At 47.4% G+C, this 23,966-nt stretch carries 23 protein-coding genes; 8 read left to right on the forward strand and 15 right to left on the reverse strand.

Annotation, left to right across the window (positions count from 1 at the left end):
• From AAKU64_RS19390 to AAKU64_RS19400, 3 genes are all read left to right on the forward strand, one after another.
• Positions 1–212, forward strand: a 212-nt coding sequence (locus tag AAKU64_RS19390) for a hypothetical protein (protein ID WP_354362723.1), incomplete at its 5' end; no start/stop codon positions are given.
• Between the two features lie 101 nt (positions 213–313).
• A complete protein-coding gene (locus tag AAKU64_RS19395; protein WP_354362724.1) occupies positions 314–1,357 on the forward strand; it encodes a porin in 1,044 nt (347 codons plus the stop codon).
• Between the two features lie 355 nt (positions 1,358–1,712).
• Positions 1,713–2,747: a porin gene (locus AAKU64_RS19400; protein WP_354362725.1), complete on the forward strand. Its 1,035-nt coding sequence runs from the start codon at positions 1,713–1,715 to the stop codon at positions 2,745–2,747.
• Between the two features lie 121 nt (positions 2,748–2,868).
• Here the strand turns inward: AAKU64_RS19400 and AAKU64_RS19405 are convergent, their stop codons facing one another.
• The 8 genes from AAKU64_RS19405 to dusB form a co-directional block, all read right to left on the reverse strand.
• A complete protein-coding gene (locus AAKU64_RS19405) occupies positions 2,869–3,543 on the reverse strand; it encodes a glutathione S-transferase family protein (protein WP_354362726.1) in 675 nt (224 codons plus the stop codon).
• 7 nt (positions 3,544–3,550) lie between these two features.
• Positions 3,551–4,381, reverse strand: a complete 831-nt coding sequence (locus AAKU64_RS19410; protein WP_354333415.1) for a 2-keto-4-pentenoate hydratase — start codon at positions 4,379–4,381, stop codon at positions 3,551–3,553.
• Between the two features lie 600 nt (positions 4,382–4,981).
• Positions 4,982–6,055: a Holliday junction branch migration DNA helicase RuvB gene (gene ruvB / locus AAKU64_RS19415; RefSeq protein ID WP_322120171.1), complete on the reverse strand. Its 1,074-nt coding sequence runs from the start codon at positions 6,053–6,055 to the stop codon at positions 4,982–4,984.
• Between the two features lie 6 nt (positions 6,056–6,061).
• Positions 6,062–6,643 carry a Holliday junction branch migration protein RuvA gene (gene ruvA, locus AAKU64_RS19420; RefSeq protein ID WP_322120170.1) on the reverse strand — a complete coding sequence of 194 codons (582 nt, stop codon included), beginning with the start codon at positions 6,641–6,643 and terminating at the stop codon, positions 6,062–6,064.
• A gap of 102 nt (positions 6,644–6,745) precedes the next feature.
• The gene (gene ruvC / locus AAKU64_RS19425) at positions 6,746–7,288 is read right to left on the reverse strand and encodes a crossover junction endodeoxyribonuclease RuvC (RefSeq protein ID WP_323493679.1); all 543 of its coding nucleotides are present in this window, start codon (positions 7,286–7,288) and stop codon (positions 6,746–6,748) included.
• Between the two features lie 87 nt (positions 7,289–7,375).
• Positions 7,376–8,941, reverse strand: a complete 1,566-nt coding sequence (purH, locus tag AAKU64_RS19430; protein WP_354362728.1) for a bifunctional phosphoribosylaminoimidazolecarboxamide formyltransferase/IMP cyclohydrolase — start codon at positions 8,939–8,941, stop codon at positions 7,376–7,378.
• Between the two features lie 97 nt (positions 8,942–9,038).
• The gene (locus AAKU64_RS19435; protein ID WP_322120168.1) at positions 9,039–9,272 is read right to left on the reverse strand and encodes a helix-turn-helix domain-containing protein; all 234 of its coding nucleotides are present in this window, start codon (positions 9,270–9,272) and stop codon (positions 9,039–9,041) included.
• Positions 9,273–9,385: 113 nt separating this feature from the next.
• Positions 9,386–10,396, reverse strand: a complete 1,011-nt coding sequence (dusB, locus tag AAKU64_RS19440; RefSeq protein WP_354333420.1) for a tRNA dihydrouridine synthase DusB — start codon at positions 10,394–10,396, stop codon at positions 9,386–9,388.
• 416 nt (positions 10,397–10,812) lie between these two features.
• Here dusB and AAKU64_RS19445 point away from each other — a divergent pair, with 416 nt between their 5' ends.
• Both AAKU64_RS19445 and AAKU64_RS19450 read left to right on the forward strand, forming a co-directional pair.
• Positions 10,813–12,177: an NAD(P)/FAD-dependent oxidoreductase gene (locus AAKU64_RS19445; RefSeq protein WP_354362730.1), complete on the forward strand. Its 1,365-nt coding sequence runs from the start codon at positions 10,813–10,815 to the stop codon at positions 12,175–12,177.
• A 231-nt stretch (positions 12,178–12,408) separates the two neighbouring features.
• Entirely contained in the window at positions 12,409–15,219 is a 2,811-nt protein-coding gene (locus AAKU64_RS19450) for a M16 family metallopeptidase (RefSeq protein ID WP_354333424.1), read from the forward strand.
• 231 nt (positions 15,220–15,450) lie between these two features.
• Here the strand turns inward: AAKU64_RS19450 and trpC are convergent, their stop codons facing one another.
• The 6 genes from trpC to rpe all read right to left on the reverse strand — a co-directional run bounded on the left by trpC (position 15,451) and on the right by rpe (position 21,034).
• Entirely contained in the window at positions 15,451–16,251 is an 801-nt protein-coding gene (gene trpC / locus AAKU64_RS19455) for an indole-3-glycerol phosphate synthase TrpC (RefSeq protein ID WP_354333426.1), read from the reverse strand.
• Between the two features lie 2 nt (positions 16,252–16,253).
• The gene (trpD, locus tag AAKU64_RS19460) at positions 16,254–17,291 is read right to left on the reverse strand and encodes an anthranilate phosphoribosyltransferase (protein WP_354362731.1); all 1,038 of its coding nucleotides are present in this window, start codon (positions 17,289–17,291) and stop codon (positions 16,254–16,256) included.
• Position 17,292: 1 nt separating this feature from the next.
• Positions 17,293–17,859, reverse strand: a complete 567-nt coding sequence (locus AAKU64_RS19465) for an anthranilate synthase component II (protein ID WP_354333430.1) — start codon at positions 17,857–17,859, stop codon at positions 17,293–17,295.
• Positions 17,860–19,356 (reverse strand): anthranilate synthase component I, encoded by a 1,497-nt coding sequence (gene trpE, locus AAKU64_RS19470; protein ID WP_354333432.1) that lies wholly within the window; start codon positions 19,354–19,356, stop codon positions 17,860–17,862.
• Between the two features lie 244 nt (positions 19,357–19,600).
• Positions 19,601–20,272, reverse strand: coding sequence for a phosphoglycolate phosphatase (locus AAKU64_RS19475; RefSeq protein WP_354333434.1), 672 nt, complete (start codon positions 20,270–20,272; stop codon positions 19,601–19,603).
• Between the two features lie 96 nt (positions 20,273–20,368).
• Complete coding sequence (gene rpe, locus AAKU64_RS19480; protein ID WP_354333436.1) at positions 20,369–21,034, reverse strand: ribulose-phosphate 3-epimerase; 666 nt, start codon at positions 21,032–21,034, stop codon at positions 20,369–20,371.
• Between the two features lie 179 nt (positions 21,035–21,213).
• Here rpe and apaG point away from each other — a divergent pair, with 179 nt between their 5' ends.
• Entirely contained in the window at positions 21,214–21,588 is a 375-nt protein-coding gene (gene apaG / locus AAKU64_RS19485; protein ID WP_354362732.1) for a Co2+/Mg2+ efflux facilitator ApaG/CorD, read from the forward strand.
• A 2-nt stretch (positions 21,589–21,590) separates the two neighbouring features.
• Here the strand turns inward: apaG and AAKU64_RS19490 are convergent, their stop codons facing one another.
• The gene (locus tag AAKU64_RS19490) at positions 21,591–21,761 is read right to left on the reverse strand and encodes a hypothetical protein (protein ID WP_354333440.1); all 171 of its coding nucleotides are present in this window, start codon (positions 21,759–21,761) and stop codon (positions 21,591–21,593) included.
• Positions 21,762–21,773: 12 nt separating this feature from the next.
• Between AAKU64_RS19490 and mltA the strand changes: the two genes are divergently transcribed.
• Together mltA and AAKU64_RS19500 are read left to right on the forward strand one after the other, a co-directional pair.
• A complete protein-coding gene (gene mltA, locus AAKU64_RS19495; protein WP_354362734.1) occupies positions 21,774–22,970 on the forward strand; it encodes a murein transglycosylase A in 1,197 nt (398 codons plus the stop codon).
• Positions 22,971–23,009: 39 nt separating this feature from the next.
• A complete protein-coding gene (locus AAKU64_RS19500; RefSeq protein ID WP_354333444.1) occupies positions 23,010–23,786 on the forward strand; it encodes an enoyl-CoA hydratase in 777 nt (258 codons plus the stop codon).
• The last annotated feature ends 180 nt before the right edge of the window (positions 23,787–23,966 follow it).

Here is a 23,966-nt window from a genome sequence, read left to right on the forward strand (position 1 = left end):
TGTCACATGTGCCGCTTCAAACAAGAAAACCAATCGCAACAGTGGCCACACCCATGCTCGACTTTACTGGTTTGGGTATTTTGCAAGAAGCTCATATGTTAAAAAAACTTCGTTGTTGTGAAGGCGCCACATTAAATTTGTTTAAACACGACCGTTCGCAAATTCTCTTTGCCCAATTTGGCTTAATTTGTTTCAATATGTACAGATTCTAAGACGAAAGGTGTTGAGGCCAAAGTAAAGCCGAGGCAACCTAAAATTAAACTGGTAGAGATCAGTAACCTTTATAAAACCAAAAATTTTGGAGACACACTAAATGAAAAAAACGCTTATAGCATTTGCAGTTCTCAGCGCATTTGCAGCTACTGCTTCGGCACAATCATCCGTAACGGTTTATGGTTCTATTGATGCAGGTATTCGCAGCGTAACAAACGTTGATGCTGCTGGTAACAGTAGAATCACTATGGGTTCAAACGGTACTTACAACTCCAATCGCTTGGGTTTTAAAGGCGTTGAAGATTTGGGCGGCGGTATGAATGCTCACTTCGTATTGGAGTCTGGCTTTAACACGGCAACAGGTAGCTTGGACAGCGCAGGCGTTATGTTTAACCGCTCCGCTTTTGTTGGTGTAACAGGTGATTTCGGTAATATCGATTTAGGCCGTCAATACTCTTTAGCTTTTAAAACTATTGGTACTTATGAGCCGTTTAGCTATAAATTCCCTGCTATTACGTCCCCAGTAGCTGGTGTCGCATTGTTCTTCCCAGCGACTTTCAGTGGCGGTGGTGCAACTCGTTTCAATAACGACATCCAGTACACAGCGATACTCAGTGGTGTAAAACTGAGCGCTGAATATGCTTTGGGCGAAGTTGCTGGTGATACTAGCCGTAATACTGTCAAGTCGATCGCTGCATCTTACGCGACTGGCCCGGTAAATTTTGGCGGTACTTACATGTCTACTAATATCCTTGGGTTTATCAACAAATACTATACCGTTGGTGCTGGGTACAAGGGCGATGGATGGCGTGTTACTGCTGGCTTTGTTAAAGAAAAGCAAGAAACTGCAGTGAAAATTGATCAGGATCAAAAATCTTACTGGGCTGGAGTGAACTACAACATCAGTCCACAAATTGAATTGACTGGCGCATATTATGTTACGGATGCAACTATCCCAACATCTGCGACAACGACTGTCGATTCATCTCGTAAAAATCTAGTTGTTGCTGCTACTTATGCATTATCAAAGCGCACTAACTTTTATGTGGAAGCTGATTCTAGAAAATTGAGTGGTCCTATATTTCAAATCGGTACACAAACTAAACAGACAGGTTTATCTGTAGGTATCACACATCTGTTTTAATAAATAAACAATGAATTACATCAAAAAAATTGCTTAATCAGTACGCTTGGGGAGTCTTATTCAATAAGACTCCTTTTGTTTTGGCATTGACTACGGCGAAGCTATATGCGGCTTAATTATTGTTAATTAATTAATTTTCCGTTGTTTATTAACGACGTTTGCCGTTTTGCACCCTGATAAAAGCTGATTTGGCTTTGCTGTCCGCCTTTAATTTTGGTCAAATACGTTAACTTCTTTGTAGCAGTAATAAAATTTTTGAAGTATTAGCTATTTCATACTATTAAATAATTGATTTAATAGTATGAAACTAGCTTGATGTAGTTTGATTAATATTAAAACCCTTGGAGAAATATCAATGAAAAAATCATTATTAGCTCTGGCCGTATTGGCAGCAGTTGCAGGCTCAGCACACGCTCAATCTAGCGTTACTATCTACGGTGTATTGGATATGGCTTTGCAACATGAGAATCGTGGTGGGAACACTGGCAGTATCACAGCTCTGGATAGTGGTATCCAATCCGGTTCACGTCTTGGTTTTAAAGGTACTGAAGATTTGGGCGGCGGTTTAAAAGCAAATTTCCAACTGGAGATGGGTGTTAATGCTGATACTGGTGCATCTTCTCAAGGCGGTTTAGCATTCGGTCGCCAAGCTTGGGTTGGTTTGTCAGGTGAGTTCGGTTCTGTGAATATGGGGCGTCAATACACCCCTATCTTCATTGCGACAGATACTATTGATCCATGGGATGCTGGTTTCAACAGCACAGGTGGCGGTGCTCAAGCTGGCCAAGGCACTTCTACGGCTGGTACTCTCGGATTGTTTGGTACCCCCTTCCGTACTAACAATACTGTAAATTATTCTACAAATAACTTAAGCGGCTTTACTGGTTCTGTTGCCTATACTTTTGGTGAGCAAGCAGGTAATACATCTGCAAACCGTCAAATTGGTTTGTCTGGTATATATGCCGATGGTCCTGTGCAAGTTGCGGTTGCATACAACAAAGCTAGTGATTTAGCAAGCAATGCTACTAAACTCGTTTTTTTAGGTGGTATATATGACTTCAGCATAGCAAAATTGCACGCTGCATATGGTAAAACTACCAATGACTTAAATACTGTAGATAATAAAGAATGGATGATTGGTACAACGCTTCCTTTCGGGGCAGCTAGCTTGATCGCCACTTATACTCGCGTTACTAACGAATTAGTATCTAGTGCTGGTAAAGGTCAACAGTTTGCAATTGGTGGTACTTACTCTTTGTCTAAGCGTACTAACCTGTACACAAACTATGCTCGTACAACTAATGACGCAAATTCAAATGCTGGTGGTATGGCATCTGCAAATGGTCAGACAGATAGCTTGGTCAACGTTGGTATTCGTCATCGTTTCTAATACTTTGCAGACTTAGGTCTGCTTAGTTAGCCGTAATAAAAAAAGCACCTTCGGGTGCTTTTTTATTGATTTTGAATAAATCTTTTCGCAGCCTTTCAGCCTGGTTAAACACTAAAGATGCTTAGCCGAGCAATTTGTAAGCGCCGCCTTTTTCTAAGGCGCGAACATATGATGGCATTGCATGTATTCGCTGTAGCCAATCCATTAATTTGGGATGACTTGTGTTATTGAGGCCTCCGCGTGCAGCTGATGCTTCTAGTACGAAGCTCATTTGCATATCTGCAGCACTAAATTCGCTACCTGCGAACCAACCAGTGCCAGAGATCTCTGTTTCCAGATAATGCAGATGGCGAGTGATTTGTGGTTGTATGAAACTGGTTTTTACTTTTTGCGCTATGCCACGGGCGATCGGCTTCACAAAAAATGGCATCGGACTTTGTTCTATCCTATCAAACACCAATTTCATTAAGAGGGGCGACATAGCTGAGCCTTCAGCAAAATGTAACCAGTAAATATAGCGCAAATAATCTTTGGAGTCGCGATCAGGAACCAGTCGTCCATTGGAATAGCGATTGATCAAGTATTCAACAATCGCGCCGGATTCTGCAATCGTCAAATCATCGTCGGTAATCACTGGTGATTTACCCAGCGGATGTACCGCCAACAAGGATGCCGGTGCTAACATCGTTTGGGGATCGCGCTCATATCGCTTGATCTGGTACTCCACACCCAATTCTTCTAATAACCAGAGAATGCGTTGTGACCGTGAATTGTTTAAGTGATGAACTATGATCATATTTACTTTAAACAAAAGAGACTGATAAGCCAGGTAGCGGCACTCCAGAGAACGCAGTAAACCAGGTTTCTCCTGGTAATACCGGATAAGCATCAGTCCAGCTGCCAGTCGTTATAATTTCTCCGGCGGTGAGCGGTGAGAATTGGGCTTGTGTTTTTAGTAATTGATGCAAATGCCAGATCGCATGAAGCGGACTATCCAGAACATTGCTACCGAAGCCTGCGCTACGCAAAGAGCCATCACAAGACAGAGAGACGCTCGCATTGGCCAGTACCGGGCCTAAATGGTGACGCGTCGCGCTCGACAGCATGCGCGGCTCACCGATCAGCAAAGTGCCGTGCAAGCCGAAGGCGGCGATGGCATCAGCTGCTTCAAATTTCCAATCAGGGTAGGGGCTGACGACGATTTCTAAACCATGCGCCATCCATTCCAGGCAATCGGCCAGTTCATCCATCGTCGCATCGGCAGCAGGCGTGCGGCCCAGCTTAAAAACCACTTCTGGTTCTACCCGCGGTTGTAGCGCACCTTTGAGGTCTTGCGATGTGTGGACATCATCAAGATACCGTACTGTACTGTCAAACAGAGTTGTCCAGATTGGCGCATGAATGGATTCTTTTTGTCCGTACTTTGACCACAATGTTCTGTTAGTGAACGCCAGTTTTCTGCCAACCGGAACTTCGCCTTCAGCAGTACGAATATTATCTAAGCTCTTAGCAATATCGTAGGCGTCTGCAATACTTATTGCGGAATTTGATGAGATAGGAGCGAGAGTTCTGGCGTGAGCACGCGCATCCAGAAATTGTTGAGCATAGCGATCGGCTTGGGAGGACATCAGCATGATAGCGCCAAGTTTTTAGGGAGTCCTTATTGTGGGCGAGGAGCACTGAATTCGCAAGCTGCAAGCTACATGTGAGGCAAAAAAACTGAGGGATGCCTAGCTTACTGCGGTTCAGTGCGTACCACTTTTGCCAATGGGCAATATAAAGGGGGGATATCTTTTGCAAAAAATTACCGAAGCTAAAAAAGCTACCTCAGGGCTTGCTCCAAATCACTCGATTAGTTTTATCACGACAATTTGGTTTAATGTCTACATTGCCCTGAGTATGCAGATTGGATGCTTAAGGGGTAAGAATTTGTAGTTAAATTTATCCTTGTCATCAGGCTTCACGTTAGTAATGAGTTCGATCGATAAATATATACTCACTGGGTGTATATTTAATCGTCCAAGTGTATCCTGCTCATTAGGCTTATTTTTATGAAAATTATGGGGAGTATATTAATTTAAGCACGAATTTGCTTGATTCGTACGCGCTGGCATGACGAGTCCAGCTCATTATTTTTAAGGGAGTCAAATACTTCATTGACTGGAATAACTTTTTTGCGACACGCCAGCTATCAAGCTTTTGCTCGGCTGAGCTAGCTAAAGTCTTAGTCGTATCTAACTTCCCCAAAGCTCACCATTAGGATTGGTTCTAGGTACTGCAACCCCAAAGTGCTCATAGGCTGATGGCGTTGCGATGCGTCCGCGAGGGGTGCGCTGCAAATAGCCTTGTTGTATTAGATAAGGTTCTAACACGTCTTCGATCGTATCGCGCTCCTCGCCGATTGCTGCCGCCACATTGTCTAGGCCGACCGGGCCGCCGCCAAATTTAAATAAAATGGCTTCCAGTAATTTTCTGTCCATTACATCAAATCCGACGCTATCAACGTCCAGCATTTTGAGTGCCGCGTCGGCGATATTTTTGGTGATGTCGCCATTACCTTTTACTTCTGCATAATCTCTGACTCTACGCAGCAGACGATTGGCGATACGCGGTGTGCCACGCGCACGTTTAGCGATTTCATACGCGCCATCGGGATTGATAGGGGCGTTAAGCAAAGACGCCGAGCGTGTCACGATGCGGGTTAATTCTTCTGCAGTATAAAATTCTAGGCGTGCCACGATGCCAAAACGGTCGCGCAAGGGGTTGGTCAACATGCCCGCACGGGTAGTTGCACCAACTAAGGTGAATGGCTGCAGATCCAGTTTAACCGAGCGTGCTGCGGGGCCTTCACCGATCATGATGTCGATCTGATAGTCTTCCAGCGCCGGGTATAAAATTTCTTCCACCACAGGCGACAAACGATGAATCTCGTCGATAAACAAGACGTCATTTGCTTCCAGATTGGTTAATAGAGCGGCTAAATCTCCTGCGCGCTCTAATACCGGGCCCGAGGTTTGACGTAAATTGACACCCATTTCACGCGCAATAATGTGTGCCAGTGTGGTTTTGCCTAAGCCTGGTGGACCGAATAGCAGCGTGTGATCGAGTGCTTCTTTGCGCTGTCTGGCAGCGGTGATAAAGATCTCTAGCTGACCGCGGATTTTTTCTTGTCCTACATACTCATCTAATTGTTTGGGACGAAGCGCGCGCTCGATCGCTTCTTCATTCGGTGATGCCGGTGTCGCCGCGATGATGCGGGTGTCGCTCAGGTTGTTCGTGCTACTGAAGTTATCGGTTTGGATGCTCATGATGGATTAGCTTTTCGACAGAGATTTCAGGGCCAGCTTAATACCGTCAGAAACGCCGGTGCCAGCCGGTAAAGTCTTCAGCGCCAGCAAGGCTTCTTTGTCGGAGTAACCCAGCGCTAACAAGGCATTGAGTATGTCGGACTGATGGTCGTGCATTGCAATGCCGCCAGCACTGGCACCAATATCTGCACCCAACTTACCTTTGAGTTCCAGTAATAAACGCTCGGCAGTTTTTTTGCCTATGCCCGGGACGCGAGTTAGGCGACTTGCTTCTTGTAAAGTAATCGCCTGCGCTAGATCACTGACTGACATGCCAGACAAAATGGATAGAGCAGTGCGTGCCCCAACACCACTGATTTTGATTAACTGCCGAAACGTGCTGCGTTCTTCTGCGCTGCCAAAGCCAAACAAAACATGCGCATCTTCGCGAATGGCAAGGTGCGTCAGCAAGACGACTTTCTCGCCTAGCGCAGGCAAGTTATAAAATGTACTCATTGGGACGTCAACGTCATAACCGACGCCCTGGCAGTCAACCAATAACTGAGGGGGATTTTTTTCGAGCAGAATACCTGCGATACGACCTATCATGGCAGCCCTTTTAGCTAGCTTAACTTGGAGGAAAATTGCAGCACAGAATTGCAGCGCATAATCACAACGCGCATTACTGTATAAATAAGCAGTAATGATAACCTATCCTATCAGGCGACCTGCACGTACTCGTAAGCCTTTTTTTGCTAAAGCGGGTGCAAGTTTGCCGAGCATCGCTAAAGTATCGCCGCTGTGCGCATGACAAATCGCAACACCCAATGCATCCGCCGCATCAGTGCTAGGCATGCCAGACAAGCTCAACAGCCGTTGCACCATATCTTGTACTTGTTCTTTTTTTGCTTTGCCGTGACCGACCACGCCTTGTTTGACTTGCAGCGCCGTATATTCCGCTACGGTGAGGTCGGCACTCACTAAAGCGCAGATCGCCGCTCCGCGGGCTTGTCCTAATAACAGCGTTGACTGGGGATTGACATTGACGAAGACTTTTTCTACCGCTGCGCAATCGGGCTGGTAGGTTTTAATGATTTCAGAAACGCCGAGCAAAATGGTTTTGAGCCGTTCTGGCAAGGATTCGTCTGCCGTTTTAATCGTACCGGAAGCGATATAGGTTAACTTGCTACCTTGTTTATCGATGACGCCAAAGCCGGTAGTGCGCAGACCGGGGTCTATGCCGAGAATTTTCATCGCGGCACCTCCAAAAATCGATCGCATGACAACCTTCTAATGACGACGTGCAAGGGATGATTTTTGAAGGGATGCATGAATGCCGTATTAATGACGGAAATGACGTATACCAGTGTAAATCATGACAACACCGCGTTCGTCCGCCGCATCAATGACTTCCTGATCACGCATAGAGCCGCCTGGATGAATCACGCAGGTGGCACCCGCATCGACCACTACATCAAGGCCATCGCGGAACGGGAAAAACGCGTCGGATGCTACTGCTGAACCGGTCAGCGTCAAGCCAGCATTTTGTGCTTTGATCGATGCAATACGCGCAGAATCAATACGGCTCATCTGACCAGCACCAACGCCGAGTGTCATGCCATTGCCACAGAAGACGATGGCATTTGATTTCACAAATTTGGCAACGCGCCATGCAAACATTATATCTGCCATTTGTTGTGGTGTTGGTTGCAGTTTTGAGACTACCCGTAATTCTTCAGGGCCTACATTTTTAGAATCTGGTGCCTGAACTAGCAGGCCGCCACCAACCCGTTTCAGGTCGTAGGTATTGATGCCCTTACCCAAAGAAATTTCCAGCAAACGCACGTTTTGTTTTGCCGCAAAAATTTGCTTTGCTTCGGCGGTGAATGACGGTGCGATCAGGACTTCAACAAATTGTTTGGCAACAATCTCAGCCGCCTTACCGTCAAGCTCGCGGTTAAAGGCGATGATGCCGCCGAACGCGGAAGTCGGGTCTGTTTGCAGGGCTTTGCTATAGGCTTCAAATGGAGTCGCACCTAAGGCAACGCCGCACGGGTTTGCATGTTTGACGATCACGCAAGCGGATTCCGCGAAAGATTTGACGCATTCCCAAGCGGCATCTGCATCAGCGATATTGTTGTACGATAGTTCTTTGCCTTGCAATTGCGTGTAATTCGCCAGTGACCCATCCAGGCTAATCAGATCGCGGTAGAACGCAGCGGACTGATGCGGATTTTCGCCGTAACGCATTTCCTGTACTTTTTCAAAATGCAGATTCAGCGTTTGTGGATAGCTGCTGCGAGTCGCATGCGTTTTATCTTCGCCGAGACTAGTCAGATAATTGGTGATCGCGCCATCGTATTGTGCGGTATGCGCAAATACCTTTTTCGCTAACGTGAATTTAGTATCGTAGCTGACGACGTTTTGATTTGCGGTCATTTCATCTAGTACGACCTGGTAGTCGCTAGGATCAACGATCACCACAACATCTTTATGATTCTTGGCGGACGAGCGCAACATCGTTGGACCACCGATATCGATATTTTCAATCGCGTCTTCCAAAGAACATTCGCCTTTGGCAACGGTTTGCTGGAACGGGTACAGATTGACGACCACCATATCGATGGTCGGAATACCATGCTTTTCTAATGCTGCTACATGCTCTGGAAAATCACGCCGCGCCAGAATTCCGCCATGGACTTTCGGATGCAAAGTCTTTACACGACCATCCAGCATTTCAGGGAAACCGGTGTAGTCAGCAACCTCGGTTACTGGCAAGCCGTTGTCAGCCAATAATTTTGCCGTACCACCGGTGGACAATAACTTGATACCCATGCCGGACAGCGCACGTGCGAACTCAAGAATGCCGGTCTTGTCGGAGACGGAGATGAGAGCTTGTTTGATCATGATAAGGAGCTAAGGAGCTTGTGAAGTGGAAGAATTCGGTAGCAAAAACAGATCAGGCGTTGCAACATCTGCCCACGCCTTTGGTGCTAGCTGGCTATTACAGCAAGCCGTGTTGCTGTAACTTTTTACGTAAAGTATTGCGATTGATGCCCAGCATATCTGCTGCTTGTGATTGATTGCTTTCCGCTCGGGTCATGACCATTTCTAACATTGGTTTTTCTACAGCCAACACGACCATATCGTAAATATTGGAGGCAGGTTGTTCGCCCAGATCACGGAAGTATTTTTCCAAATTTTTGTGAACGGCTTCTTGAATGCTATCTTTGCTCATGCTTTTAATTTTCTATCAGTGCTTGTTTGACTTATTCTTGTTGAATACGTTTTTTCTTAAATTCCTACTGTTTCTCTTTCGCTTTTGACGAAGATGAAAACAGAAAAAATTAACTACGCTGCCAACTTTTCTTCGGAGGGGCGGTATTGTAACCGCTCGCTGGTCTGACGATCAAAAAACATTTTTACTGCATCTAACTGGTCTTCGCATGAGGTCAATAAATTCATCTCTTGACGAAAATCTTCTCCACCAACTAAATCTTGTACGTACCAACCTATATGTTTGCGCGCCGTTCTTACTCCCATAAACTCACCATAGAAAGCGTAATGAGCGCGTAAATGTGCATCCATCAAACGACTGACTTCCGACACCATCGGCGCGGGTAAATAAGTGCCGGTTTTCAGGAAGTGTTCGATCTCGCGGAATATCCACGGTCGTCCTTGTGCCGCGCGGCCTATCATGATCGCGTCTGCACCTGTCACCTGTAAAACATACTTGGCTTTTTCTGGTGTCGTGATATCGCCGTTGGCAACTACCGGAATATTGACCGCTGCTTTGACGGCGGCGATAGTCTCGTATTCCGCATCGCCTTTATAGCCGTCTGCACGAGTACGCCCATGCAGCGTCAGCATGGCGATCCCTGCGGATTCGGCAATGCGTGCAATATTCAAGGCATTTTTATTGGCTCGATCCCAGCCAGTACGAAACTTCAACGTGACTGGCACATCGACTGCATTGACAACCGCTTCTAAAATCGTAGCGACCAGTTTTTCATTTTGTAGCAGAGCCGAACCGCACCAGGCGTTACAGACTTTTTTGACTGGGCAACCCATATTGATATCAATAATCTGCGCACCTCGGTCCACATTATGCTTGGCACATTCAGCTAGCATAGTCGGATCTGCTCCGGCGATCTGAACGGCTTTTGGCTCCATCTCACCTTCGTGATTGGTACGGCGCGAAGACTTCTCGGTATCCCACAACTTTGGATTAGACGCCGCCATTTCAGACACCGCATAACCAGCACCCAGTTCTTTGCAGAGCTGGCGAAACGGTCTGTCCGTCACGCCAGCCATGGGCGCGACAAAAAGATTATTCCGCAATTGATGGGGTCCAATTTGCATAGTAGAGATAATTTGGGGTAGAGAGTAGCGAAAAGCCAAATCGCCAAGGAAAAGTATTTTACCTGAAATGTGCCTAAATAATTAGCAAAATACTTGACCTAAAATCAGAATATTTTTATCTATCTATGTTGACTTAATGATAGTTTGGTTTTTTGAATACTTCATAAAAACGGCCTTCGTCATTCTGTTTAAACGGCATAAAATTATAGAGATGCTAATTTGTAATTATCTTTGTGTATAGTTGTCGATAAATAGCAGCCTTGACTTACTTTGGCGTATCAATTTTTATCTGATCCTAATTTTCACCTGCGTATTGATCGCTCCTAAAGTCTTTTTTAAAGCCTATTTCATCACTGATTTCCAGTAGGTATTAATCAGTCAAGGATGAAATATGTTTTTAACTTTAAGGAGCTGCAGTGAGTACTATCCAAGTAAAGAGCAACACAGAAAGTCAAGCAAAAAATCAAGCAGCCGGTTTGCATAAAATCACGATCGTCGGCGGCGGTGCAGGTGGTTTAGAGTTGGCGGTCAGGCTCGGTAAAAAATTAGGTAAAAAAAAGAAAGCAATCATCACTTTGATTGATGCCAGCCGCACCCATTTATGGAAGCCTTTATTGCATCAAGTCGCTGCAGGCACTTTGGACAGTCATGCGGACGAGCGCGAGTATTTCGCACTGGCGCGCTCGAATCATTTTGAGTTTCGCTTAGGGCGTATGGATGGTCTGAGCAGAGAGAAGAAAGAAATTTATCTCTCCGCGACCTGTGATGAAGATGGTAGTGAATTGCTGCCGCGTCAGGCGATTGCTTACGATAGTCTGGTGATTGCGTTAGGTAGCCAGACCAATGATTTTGGTACGCCGGGTGCGCGTGACAATAGCATCATGCTGGACTCGCTTCCCGCTGCAGAACGCTTCCACCAAAAGCTAGTCAATTGCTGCTTACGTGCGCAAACACAAGCGCGGCAATCCGGTGAAGGGCGCTTCACTGTAACGATCATCGGTGGCGGTGCCACGGGGGTGGAACTGGCTGCCGAACTGCACATGACGACTAAGATTTTATCTAGTTACGGACTGGTTAATTTTCATCCGGAAAAAGATTTAAAAATCGTCATCGTGGATGCGGCTCCGCGTTTGTTACAGATGCTGCCAGAGCGCTTATCCGACGCAGTTGCCCGCGAATTACGCAGTATCGCAGTAGAAGTGCATACCAACGAACGTGTGGTAGAAGTCACCAAAGAAGGTGTCAGCATGTCCAGCGGAAAATTTATCCCTAGTGGTATTGTTGTTTGGGCAGCTGGCATTAAAGCGCCAGAATTTTTAAAAGATCTGGACGGTCTGGAAAGCAACCGCATCAATCAGTTAGTCGTTCACCGGACTTTGCAAACCACACGTGATACATCGATTTTTGCGCTGGGTGATTGTTGCGCCTGCCCGCAAGGCGAGGGTTTGCCGACGGTCCCGCCCCGCGCCCAATCTGCGCATCAGCAAGCAAGTCTGCTGGCAGATTCTCTAAGCCGGATGTTGCAGGGAAAATCGCTAAAAGAGTTTACCTACAAAGATTATGGTTCTCTGGTCTCATTAGGTAACTACACCACTGTCGGCAGTTTAATGGGCGCACTGGCAAATGGCTCGGTCTTCATTGAAGGTACTCTCGCCAAATGGATGTATTGGTCACTGCATAAGAACCACCAAGTTGCTGTCAATGGCTTGTTTCATACATGGCTATCCACCTGGGCGGAAACAATTGATAGGGTGCGCAATCCTCGGATTAAATTACACTGATCTTAAAAAATCAGAAGTTCCCAGAAATAGCTTATCCAATATAAATGCGCCTCCCAGGCCAAAAAGTGCTGGGAAGGCGCATTTATATTGGACAGTGGTTTTGGGATTTTTAGAAACGCTGATTGAATTGCATTATTAGACAGCAGTATTCGACAATTCTTAAATCATGATTGCAAAAGCTTACGTTATGGCTTATTTTGCATCTTCGGTTCTTTTAAAGGAAAATTTTTCGTGAAATTGATTACTGCACTCATGCTCAGCGCCGGTATTTTGTCTCCAGGCCTCGCTTATTGCGCTACACCAGAAGATAGTGCGCCACAACCCAAAGTTAGTCGCGCTGCCGCCGTTAAAGTAACTTCGGTCGAAGGTATTACTGAATACCGCCTTGCCAACGGCATGCGCGTCTTGTTATTCCCGGATGCCAGCAAACCGACATTGACCACTAATATTATTTATATGGTTGGCTCACGTCATGAAAACTATGGCGAAACCGGTATGGCTCATTTGCTTGAGCACCTGATGTTTAAGCCAAGCGCTAATTTTGGTATTAAAAAAGGGACGAGAACACCGGTCGAAATTTTGAATTCCACAGGCGCACAATTTAACGGCACCACCTGGTATGACCGTACTAATTACTACGCTACTTTCCCCGCTAACGACGACAACTTGCGTCAGATGTTAGCGTTAGAAGCGGACCGTATGGTCAACGCGGCGATCGACCAAAATGATCTGTGGAATCCCAAGACCAATAAAGGCGAAATGACGGTCGTACGTAACGAGTTTGAAATGGGCGAAAGTGACCCGATCGGTGTCACGACTGAACGTATTCAGGCAGTTGCCTATGATTGGCATAATTACGGCAAATCGACCATCGGTGCGCGTTCAGATATTGAGCAAGTCAACATTCCTCGCCTGCGCGCTTTTTACAAAAATTACTATCAGCCAGACAATGCGGTACTGATGGTGGCAGGCCGTTTTGATGAAGCCAAAGTCTTGAAGCAAATCAATGATTTGTTTGGCCGTATTCCAAAACCAAATCGTATCTTACAACCAACTTACACAGCAGAGCCGACACAGGATGGCGAACGCGCTGTGACAGTACGTCGCAGCGGTGGCACGCAGTTTATCGGCGCTGGTTATCATGTTGCACCGTCGGGTCATCCAGATGCAGTCGCGCTGAATATTCTGGGACGTATTCTGATCGATGCGCCAAGCGGACGTTTGTATAAAGCCTTGATAGAAACCAAATTGGCAACTCGTCTGGAGTACGAAGGCGTCAGCAATCTTGAACCAGGCTTCCGCATCTTCGGTGCCGTTGTAGCGAAAGATGGCAATCTGGATCAGACTCAAGACGCGATGTTAAAAGTATTGGAAGACCTGAAGTCGCAACCAATTACCGATGCCGAGGTCACCCGCGCCAAGCAACAGATAGACAAGAGTATTGAATTGGCGACGGCAGACACAGCGCGCCTGACAGTCGCCTTGACAGAATCAATGGCTGCCGGTGATTGGCGCCTGTTCTTTTTGCAACGTGATCAGATGGAAAAAATGGATGCCGCAACAGTCCAGGCGGCCGCTATTAAATATCTGAAATCAACCAACCGTACTTTGGGTCGCTTTATCCCAACAGACACCGTTGATCGCACTGACGTGCCGGCTAAAACGGATGTGATGGCGATGGTCAAAGACTACACCGGTCGTGCAGTTGTCGCGCAGGGCGAGAGCTTTGATCCTAGTCCTGCCAATATCGAGGCACGTACCCAACGCTTTACGTTACCTGGCGGCTTGAAGGCAGCTTTGCTGTCCAAAAAAACTAAGGGTGCTACCGTCAGCGTCGTGATGCAATTGAATCTCGGCGCGGATGAAAGCCTCAAAGGTAAAACACAGGCAGGTGTATTCACTGCCAGCATGCTGATGAGCGGCACAGATCGTATGTCACGTGAGCAGATCAAAGACGCCTTCGATAAACTCAAAGCGCAGGTCAATATTGGTGGTACTGCTGAGCGTGTCACGGCGACAGCCACCACCACACGTGATAACTTGCCAGCGGCGCTTGATTTGCTAGCAGAGGTGTTGAAAAAATCTGCCTTCCCTGCCAAAGAATTCCAAGAGAAGCAACTGGAAGCAATCAATCGTGTAGAGCAAAGTATTCCAGAGCCACAAGCATTGGCATTCAATAGTATGTCTCGCCTGATCGACGCGACGCCTGCAGGCCATGTACGCCATGTCGGTAGCTTGCAGACACAATTGGCCGATACCAAAGCAGTCAAATTGGAAGAGATCAAAGCCTTCCACACAGCGTTTTATGGTGCGAATAATGCGACTGTTTCTGCCGTCGGTGATTTTGATGCGACAGCATTAAAAACGCAATTGACCAGCCTGTTTGATAACTGGAAATCGACTCAAAACTATGTGCGTATTCCTGCGTCTGTCAAACCGGTCGCTGGTGCCAAAGTCTCGTTGGAAACCCCAGACAAAGCGAATAGTTTTTTGATCGCTATTCAGCCTTTGCCAATCAAAGATGACTCAGAAAGTTACCCAGCCTTGTTAATGGCTAACCACATCTTGGGCGGTGGCGCACTGCATAGTCGTCTGGCCGACCGTATCCGTCAAAAAGAAGGCTTATCTTACGGCGTAGGCTCACAACTCAACGTACCAGCACGCGAACCCGCCGGACTCTGGTTGGCTTACGCCATCAGCGCGCCGCAAAACACCGCCAAAGTAGAAGCTGCATTGCGTGAAGAAGTGCAAAAAGCGCTGACGGATGGATTTACTGAAGATGAGTTAGCCGAAGCCAAAAAAGGCTGGAAGCAATCTGCAGAAGTAGTGCGCACGCAAGATTTACAACTGGCGCGTCGTCTGGCAAGTGACCTCAATATCGGTCGCACAATGATTTACGATAAAGACTTAGAGGCTAAAGTTGCAGCGTTGTCGTTAGCTAAAGTCAACGATGCTTTGCGCCAGAACCTGAAAACGGTCAATTTATCAGTGATCAGTGCAGGTGATTTTGCTAAAGTGGCGAAGGATGCTGCAGCGAAGTAATATTTTTTAAATTAGCGGTAAGCAAAAGGCAGAACTCGTTGATGAGCTCTGCCTTTTTTATTGACTTGCTATGTTGGTGATCGCGGTGATTTGAAATCAGGCTTTGCTGGAGCGCGAGAGTTTTTTAAAATTCACAGAAGTTCTCAAAATTAATCGTCCAATGACTCTGCGCCTCGCAGGCCAAAAATACGCCAGAAGCCGCATTATCATTGGACAATCAAATTACATAATTTAGAAGAACAACTTCTGCAATTCCAGTCCCGGATTTTCTGCCCGCATAAATGCCTCTCCAACCAGGAAGCCGTGGACGTTGGCATCACGCATGCGTTTGACGTCGGCGCTGCCCATGATGCCCGATTCGGTGATGACTAATTTGTCTGACGAAATGCGTGGCAATAAACCGATCGTCGTATCCAGCGTCACATCAAAGGTGCGCAAGTTACGGTTGTTGATGCCTAATAAATTAGTATTCAGTTTTAATGCGGCGTCGAGTTCTTCACCGTCATGCACTTCTACCAGTACATCCATGCCTAGCTCATGCGCGCAGGCTTCGAGTTCTGCCATCAGGCCGTGATCGAGTGCCGATACAATCAATAGAATACAGTCCGCGCCCCAACTGCGAGCTTGATAGACCTGATAAGGATCAATCAGGAAGTCTTTGCGCAGAGCGGGAATGCTGCAAGCCGCCCGCGCTTGTTTTAAATAATCGGGTGCCCCCTGGAAGAACTGCTCATCAGTCAACACAGACAAGCAAGCTGCACCGTGGTCTGCGTAACTGAGCGCGATATCAGCAGGTTTAAAGTCGGCGCGAAGTATGCCTTTGGACGGTGAAGCTTTTTTTATTTCAGCAATTACACCTGCCTGACCAGCGCTGATTTTATTCCGCAAACTGGCTTCAAATCCGCGTATCGTTGCACGTGCTTCGGTATCGCTTTCGACTTCGTTACGCAGGCTAGCATACGATTGGTATTTTTTAGCAGCAGCGACTTCATCGACTTTGACCGCCAGAATTTTATTCAGAATATCTGACACGATTACGTCCCTTTACCTAGTCGCTGTGTGACCTGCACCAATTGCTCCAGCTTGGCGAGGGCGGCGCCGGAGGCGATAGCTGCCTGTGCTTTTTTGACGCCATCGGCGATGGAGTCGGCGATGCCCGCGCCGTACAGTGCGGCACCGGCATTCAGACTCACGATATCAGTCGCAGCCCCAGGTACGTTATGCATGACTTCCATAATTTTAGCTTTAGATTCTTCCGCACCAGATACTCTGAGCTGACGATTGGAGACCATGTTCAGACCAAAATCTTCTGGATGAATATCGTATTCGCGGATTTCGCCATTCACCAGTTCGCCAACCATAGTGGGGGCGCCGAGCGAAACTTCATCCATATTGTCGCGTCCCCACACCACCAGCGCATGTTGTGCACCGAGGCGTTGTAATACGCGGACTTGAATACCGACCAGATCGGGATGGAATACGCCCATCAAAATATTAGGTGCGCCAGCTGGATTGGTCAGCGGTCCGAGGATATTAAAAATCGTCCGCACGCCAAGTTCTTTGCGCACCGGCGCAGCGTGTTTCATCGCAGCGTGATGATTCGGTGCGAACATAAAGCCGATACCAGTTTGCGCGATGGATTGAGCAATTTGTTCTGGCTGCAAATTGATATTCACACCCAGCGATTCCAATACGTCTGCACTACCGGAGGATGACGATACGCTGCGACCACCATGCTTGGCGACACGCGCGCCTGCCGCAGCAGTCACAAACATCGATGCGGTAGAAATATTAAACGTATGAGCACCGTCGCCACCGGTGCCGACAATGTCGATCATATTTGTAGTGTTTGCCAGCGGGACTTTGGTGGAGAACTCGCGCATGACCTGCGCCGCTGCGGTGATTTCTCCTATGCTTTCTTTCTTCACCCGCAGACCCATGGTCAGTGCGGTGATCATCACAGGAGACATTTCGCCGCCCATGATTTTGCGGAACAGATATAGCATTTCGTCGTGAAAAATTTCACGGTGTTCGATCAATCGCGTCAACGCTTCTTGTTGGGAGATGGTCATCTTATTTTCCGATCAAAAAGTTTTTTAACAGCGCGTGACCATGTTCAGACAGAATTGATTCAGGATGGAATTGCACACCCTGCAAATCAAATTCCTTATGTCGCACGCCCATGATCTCGCCGTCCTCTGTCCAAGCGGTGACTTCCAGGCAGGCGGGTAAGCTTGAGCGTTCAATCGCCAGTGAGTGGTAGCGCGTGATGATGTACGGGCTAGGCAAATCGCTGAACACACCGACACCAGTGTGCGCAATCGGCGACGTTTTTCCATGCATCACCTGTTTAGCGCGAATGATCTTGCCACCGAAGGCGGCGCCGATACTTTGATGCCCAAGGCACACGCCAAGAATCGGAAGTTGCCCGGAAAAACGTTCGATCAAAGGCACCGAGATACCAGCCTCATGCGGTGTGCAAGGGCCGGGAGAAATACAGACGCGATCGGGTTTCATCGCGGCGATTTCATCTAGCGTGATTTCATCATTGCGATAGGTGCGGATCTCTTCGCCCAACTCAGCAAAATATTGCACCAGGTTGTAGGTGAAGGAATCGTAGTTGTCGATCATGAGTAACATTTATATCTCTCCATCTAGGCCATCTTGCACTTGTTCTGCCGCGCGTAAAACAGCGCGTGCTTTGTTTTCGGTTTCTTGCCATTCCATTTCTGGCACGGAGTCGGCGACGATTCCCGCAGCCGCCTGTACATGCAGCATGCCATCCTTTAAAACACCAGTACGTATAGCAATGGCCAAATCCATTTCACCACCGAAGGATAAGTAACCACAAGCGCCACCGTAAATGCCGCGCTTGGTCGGCTCTAGCTGATCGATCAGTTCCATGGCTCTGACCTTGGGCGCGCCGGATAAAGTGCCAGCAGGGAAGGTCGCTTTTAGCACATCAAGATTCGATAAGCCATCTTGCAGAATGCCTTCGACGTTGGAGACGATGTGCTGTACGTGGGAGTATTTTTCGATCACCATCTGGTCAGTCACTTTGACGCTGCCAGTTTTCGCGATACGGCCGACGTCGTTGCGTGCGAGGTCGATCAGCATGACGTGCTCGGCGATTTCTTTTGGATCTGCTAGTAATTCTTTGGCGAGTTGTGCGTCGAGTTCTGGCGTACTGCCGCGTGGTCGTGTACCTGCCAACGGGCGTATGGTGACTTTTTTATTGCCGTCACTGAGTTGTTCGTTACGCACCAAGATTTCTGGTGACGCACCGATGATTTGCATATCGCCAAAATTGTAGAAATACATGTACGGCGATGGATTCAGCGAGCGTAATGCGCGATACAGTGACAGCGGCGAATCGACATAAGGCTTACGTATACGCTGGCCGATTTGTACTTGCATCAGATCGCCAGCCATGACGTATTCTTTGGCTTTTTCGACGGCTTGCAGATAATCAGCTTTGGCGAAATCACGAATCGATTCTGTTCGGACTGATGCGGATGTGACGGGAGCATCAACACTACGGCGCAACATGGCGCGTAAATCGCGCAGACGTTGTCGGGCTTTCGACCAGGCTTCGGGCTGAGTCGGATCGGCATAGACGATTAAATACAATTTGCCAGACAGATTGTCGATCACGGCGAGTTCTTCTGTCACCAGCAATTGAATATCAGGCAAGCCGAGATCATCTTTTGGGGCGCTGTGTTCCAGTCGTTTTTCGACATAGCGCACCGCATCGTAGCCAAAATAGCCCGCTAGTCCTCCACAGAAGCGAGGCAATCCTGGACGCAGTGCCACCTTAAAGCGCGATTGGAATTCGGCGATGAATTCGAGCGGATTTCCCTCTACGGTTTCGATCACTTTACCGTCTTTGACGACTTCGCTGCGGTTGCCGTAGCTACGTATCAAGGTGTTGGCCGGCAGACCGATGAAGGAGTAGCGGCCAAAGCGCTCACCTCCCATCACCGATTCCAGCAGGAAGGTATTCTTGCCTGTGTTCTGGGTTTGTGCCAGTTTCAGATAGAGAGTTAAAGGCGTTTCCAGATCGGCGAACGCTTCCGCGATCATAGGAATACGGTTGTAGCCTTGCGCGGCCAGCGATTTAAATTCGAGTTCGGTCATGATGTGCTTTCAGCCGCCTCTATGCAATTCGAGGATGAAGGCGGATAAGACTGGATGGGAAAAACGGTTTCAGGCACATGCTCAAGGATATGGCGAGCAGACGCCTGCGCGGAATCAGGTAGATTGCCAGCGTCGCCATAGCCAGGCCTCAAAAGAGCCTAGTGTGATTGCGAAACGTTTTATAGTAAGAAACATTCTTAGGTGGTTGAACGTTAGGTGAATTCGGGTGAATCTTTATCGAATCTTATGTGGAAATTAATGTGGCCGCTTCCAATAAGTTTTGGACTATACCATCAGTGTCAATATTTTGTATAGCTTCGCCATGGTTGTAGCCGTAGGGTACATGCAACACCGGGCAACCCGCTGCACGTGCGGCTTGGGCGTCGTTAGAAGAGTCACCAATAGCCAGAACTTGCGCAGGAGGTAAATCAAAATCAGCACACACTTTTAGCAGCGCCATCGGATCGGGTTTTTTGCGCGGGAAAGAGTCGCCGCCATAGACGATCTCAAAATAGCTGGCTAAACCTTTCTTTAATAGCAGCGGCGTGGTGAAGTTGACGGGTTTATTAGTGACGCAAGCCATGCGTAATCCAAGGCTGCGCATGGCTGCTAATCCTTCAATTACGTTGGGATAGAGCTTGCTGTAGTCGCCGTTAATGGCAAGATAATGGCGCTGATAAGCAGCCATTGCTGCTTCAAAATGAGTGGCGATTTGCTCTTGATCAAAGCCCACCGCCAGTACTCTATGGATCAGATTCTCCGATCCTTTTCCGACAAAATTAGTAATGGTGGTGATGTCTAAGGGCGATAGTGATAGTTCGGCGCGCATCCGGTTAATCGCAACCAGAAAATCTGGCGCGGTATCGATCATGGTGCCATCAAGATCAATGATGACGGCTTTGATATTTTTCAGCATAAAATAGCGAAATGAGACGTCCAATCACTCTGCGGCTTTCAGCCCGATATTGGTCTGGGAGCCGCAGAATGATTGGACACTATGTTTTATAAATATTTACACTGTCGCCAATTCAGCGCGCATGGCATTGATGACTGCGGTGTAATCGGGTTTGCCGAAAATTGCAGAGCCCGCAACGAAGGTGTCGGCGCCCGCCCTGGCTATTTCAGCGATATTGTCGATTTTGACGCCGCCATCTACTTGCAACAAAATATTGCGGCCCGATTCATCAATCAGCCTTCTGACGGCAGCGATCTTTTTCAATGTGTGTGGAATAAAAGACTGGCCGCCAAAGCCGGGGTTGACGGACATCAACAAAATCAGATCCAGCTTGTCCATGACATTTTCTAAGACTTGCAAGGGTGTGGCGGGATTAAACACCAAACCTGCTTTGCAGCCACAATCACGGATTAATTGCAGGCTGCGGTCGATATGTTCTGAACCTTCGGGATGAAAGCTGATCAGATTTGCACCCGCTTTGGCAAAATCAGGAATAATGCGGTCAACGGGTTTTACCATCAGGTGCACATCAATCGGGACTTGCACATGAGGGCGAATCGCTTCGCAGATTAAAGGTCCTATCGTGAGATTTGGCACATAATGATTGTCCATAACGTCAAAATGAATCATGTCGGCGCCAGCGGCGACAACATTGCGGACTTCTTCACCCAAACGGGCAAAATCGGCGGAGAGGATGCTGGGAGCGATACGATAAATAGTCATGGCGTGAGTGTCATCAATAAGTATGCAGTTGGGATGCGCTATTTTACTCTGATGGCTCTCGCGATTTTGTAAGATGCGAACTTGCGTCAGGTTTATTAGGCCAGCCGGATGAAAACTGATGAGAACGTGTAAGCTGATCGCCTGAAAATCAACCAATCAAAAATTATTCAAAGAAAACTATGTCCGCTTACGAAATGAGTGTTTCCGTCGTCACAGAATATGTTGCTGAGCAATCGAATCCTGATCACAACAGTTTTGTCTTTGCTTATAAAGTGACGATCAAAAATATTGGTACCGTGGCAGCGCAAGTGATCGCGCGCCATTGGATTATTACCGATGCCAATGATTATATTGAAGAGGTAAAGGGGCTAGGCGTTGTTGGCCATCAGCCATTTTTGCAGCCAGGACAAAGTTTTGAATACAGCAGCGGCAGTCAGTTAAAGACGCCACAGGGCAGCATGAAGGGGAGTTATTTTTGCGTAGCAGAAGATGCGCATCAGTTCGAGGTAGCGATTCCTGAATTTGTTTTATCTTTGCCGCGCACTTTACATTGACTTTAATTTTTTGATTCTGGTTCTGAGACTGTTGTTGATTCCGGTTCTAGCTCTGTTTTTTGTTCGACCTTTGTTGGCGGTGCATGAGGTCTTTGCCCCTGGAACATTGTCCACCAGACAATAAAAATTAATAAACACATCGCCAGACAAGCTTCTAATCCTAATAACCACATTTTGTTTTCCTCATGTTCAAACTTTCCGCCATTCTACCCCTGACCGCTGTTGCTGTATTGCTGGCAGCGTGCAACTCGACACCGATCAAAAAAGTACCTCTACCGGCGGTGACTACACCACCCGGTAGCGCTACTGCCGTTGTTATCCCGCCTGTTGCGACCAAGCCTAGCGACTTATTTAAGCCAGTCAGTTTTAATGATGTGCCGGGGTGGCAGCAAGACAATCTGACCGAAGCCTGGCCAGCTTTTTTAAGTTCCTGTTCAGCGTTACGCCATAAACCGGAATGGAAAGAGCCTTGCACGATCGCTAAAGATGTCGATGGAAAAGATAACGGTGCCGTACGGGTATTCTTCGAAGCATTTTTCACGCCGCATCAAGTGTTTAATCCAGATGGTACGAATGAAGGTTTAGTGACGGGGTATTACGAACCTTTATTGCGTGGTTCTCGAAAACGTGGCGGCGTCTATCAAACCCCGTTATATCGTACTCCGCCGGACTTGCTGACGATAGATTTGTCTAGCGTATATCCAGAGCTTAAAAATATGCGTCTGCGTGGTCGCTTGGTCGGGAATAAAGTGGTGCCTTATGCGTCCCGTGCGGATAGCCTCCCGGCTTTGGCTGGCAAAGAACTGGTTTGGGTTGACGATGCAATTGATGCTTTCTTTTTGCAAATCCAAGGTTCTGGTAGAGTAGTTTTAGAGGACAACAACGAGACTGTTCGTCTCGCTTATGCCGACCAGAATGGCTATCCTTATAAGTCGATAGGGCGCTATTTAGTCGATAAGGGTGAACTAAAATTAGAACAGGCTCCAGCCCAAGGGATTAAAGAGTGGTTAATAAAAAATCCGACCCGACAAGATGAATTGTTGAACGCCAATCCGAGCGTGGTATTTTTCAAAGAGGAAAAAATTGCTGATCCTAGTATCGGACCTAAAGGTGCTTTAGGTGTTCCTTTGATTGCGCAGCGATCTATTGCGATCGATGCGCAATTTTTACCGCTTGGCGCACCGGTATTCTTATCCACGACTCAGCCGAATAGCAGCAGGATTCTTCAGAAGCTGGTGATGGCACAAGATACTGGTGGTGCGATTCGTGGCGCCGTGCGGGCAGATTTTTTTTGGGGTTTTGGTAGCGAGGCAGGTGAACTTGCCGGTCGTATGAAGCAGCGCGGCATGCTTTGGTTACTATTACCTAAGTCAGTGAACTAATTTTTTCTCAAACTTTTCTCAAATAAATCAGGAGATTGTATGGAATACCAAAATATCATCGTTGAGACCAAGGATAAAGTCGGTGTCATTACTTTAAATCGGCCCAAGGCACTGAATGCTTTAAATGACCAATTGATGGACGAGTTAGGTTTTGCTTTAAAAGCGTTTGATAAAGACGAGGCCATTGGTTGTATTGTGATCACTGGTAGTGAGAAAGCTTTCGCTGCGGGTGCTGATATCGGTGCAATGGCGAATTACTCTTATATGGATGCTTATAAGAACGATTACATTACGCGCAATTGGGAGCAAATACGTCAAATTCGCAAACCGGTGATTGCAGCCGTAGCAGGTTATGCCCTGGGCGGTGGCTGTGAACTCGCAATGATGTGCGATTTTATTATTGCCGCTGAAAATGCTAAATTCGGTCAGCCGGAAATTAAGTTGGGGACTTTGCCTGGAGCTGGTGGAACCCAGAGACTGCCACGGGCGATTTCCAAATCTAAAGCGATGGACATGTGCTTGACTGCGCGGATGATGGATGCGGCTGAAGCGGAGCGTGCGGGCTTGGTCTCTCGTATCGTACCGCTGGATAAATTATTGGAAGAGGCATTGGCAGCGGCAACCGTGATCGCCTCAATGTCTTTGCCGATCGTGATGATGGTAAAGGATTCCGTCAATCGCGCTTATGAAACAACGCTGGCAGAAGGTGTGCAATATGAGCGCCGTTTGTTTCATAGTAGCTTCGGTACGGAAGACCAGAAAGAAGGAATGAAAGCTTTTATAGAAAAGCGTCCAGCCAACTTTAAGAATCAGTAAGCCATTCTATTAATTCAAACGATTTATAAAATATGAATGGAAAGCGCTTGCCAAAGGGAGGTGTAGTTTGCTATAGTTCGGCTCTCGTCGAGAGGCGGGGAAGTAGAGGTAAGAAAGATAGTGAAACACAAGAAGTGAGTACGGAGTTTGAAGGCAGAGAATTGAATAAGATCAGGTAGA

The sequence above is a fragment of the Undibacterium sp. GrIS 1.8 genome, from assembly GCF_040544445.1.
GTDB lineage: Bacteria > Pseudomonadota > Gammaproteobacteria > Burkholderiales > Burkholderiaceae_D > Undibacterium.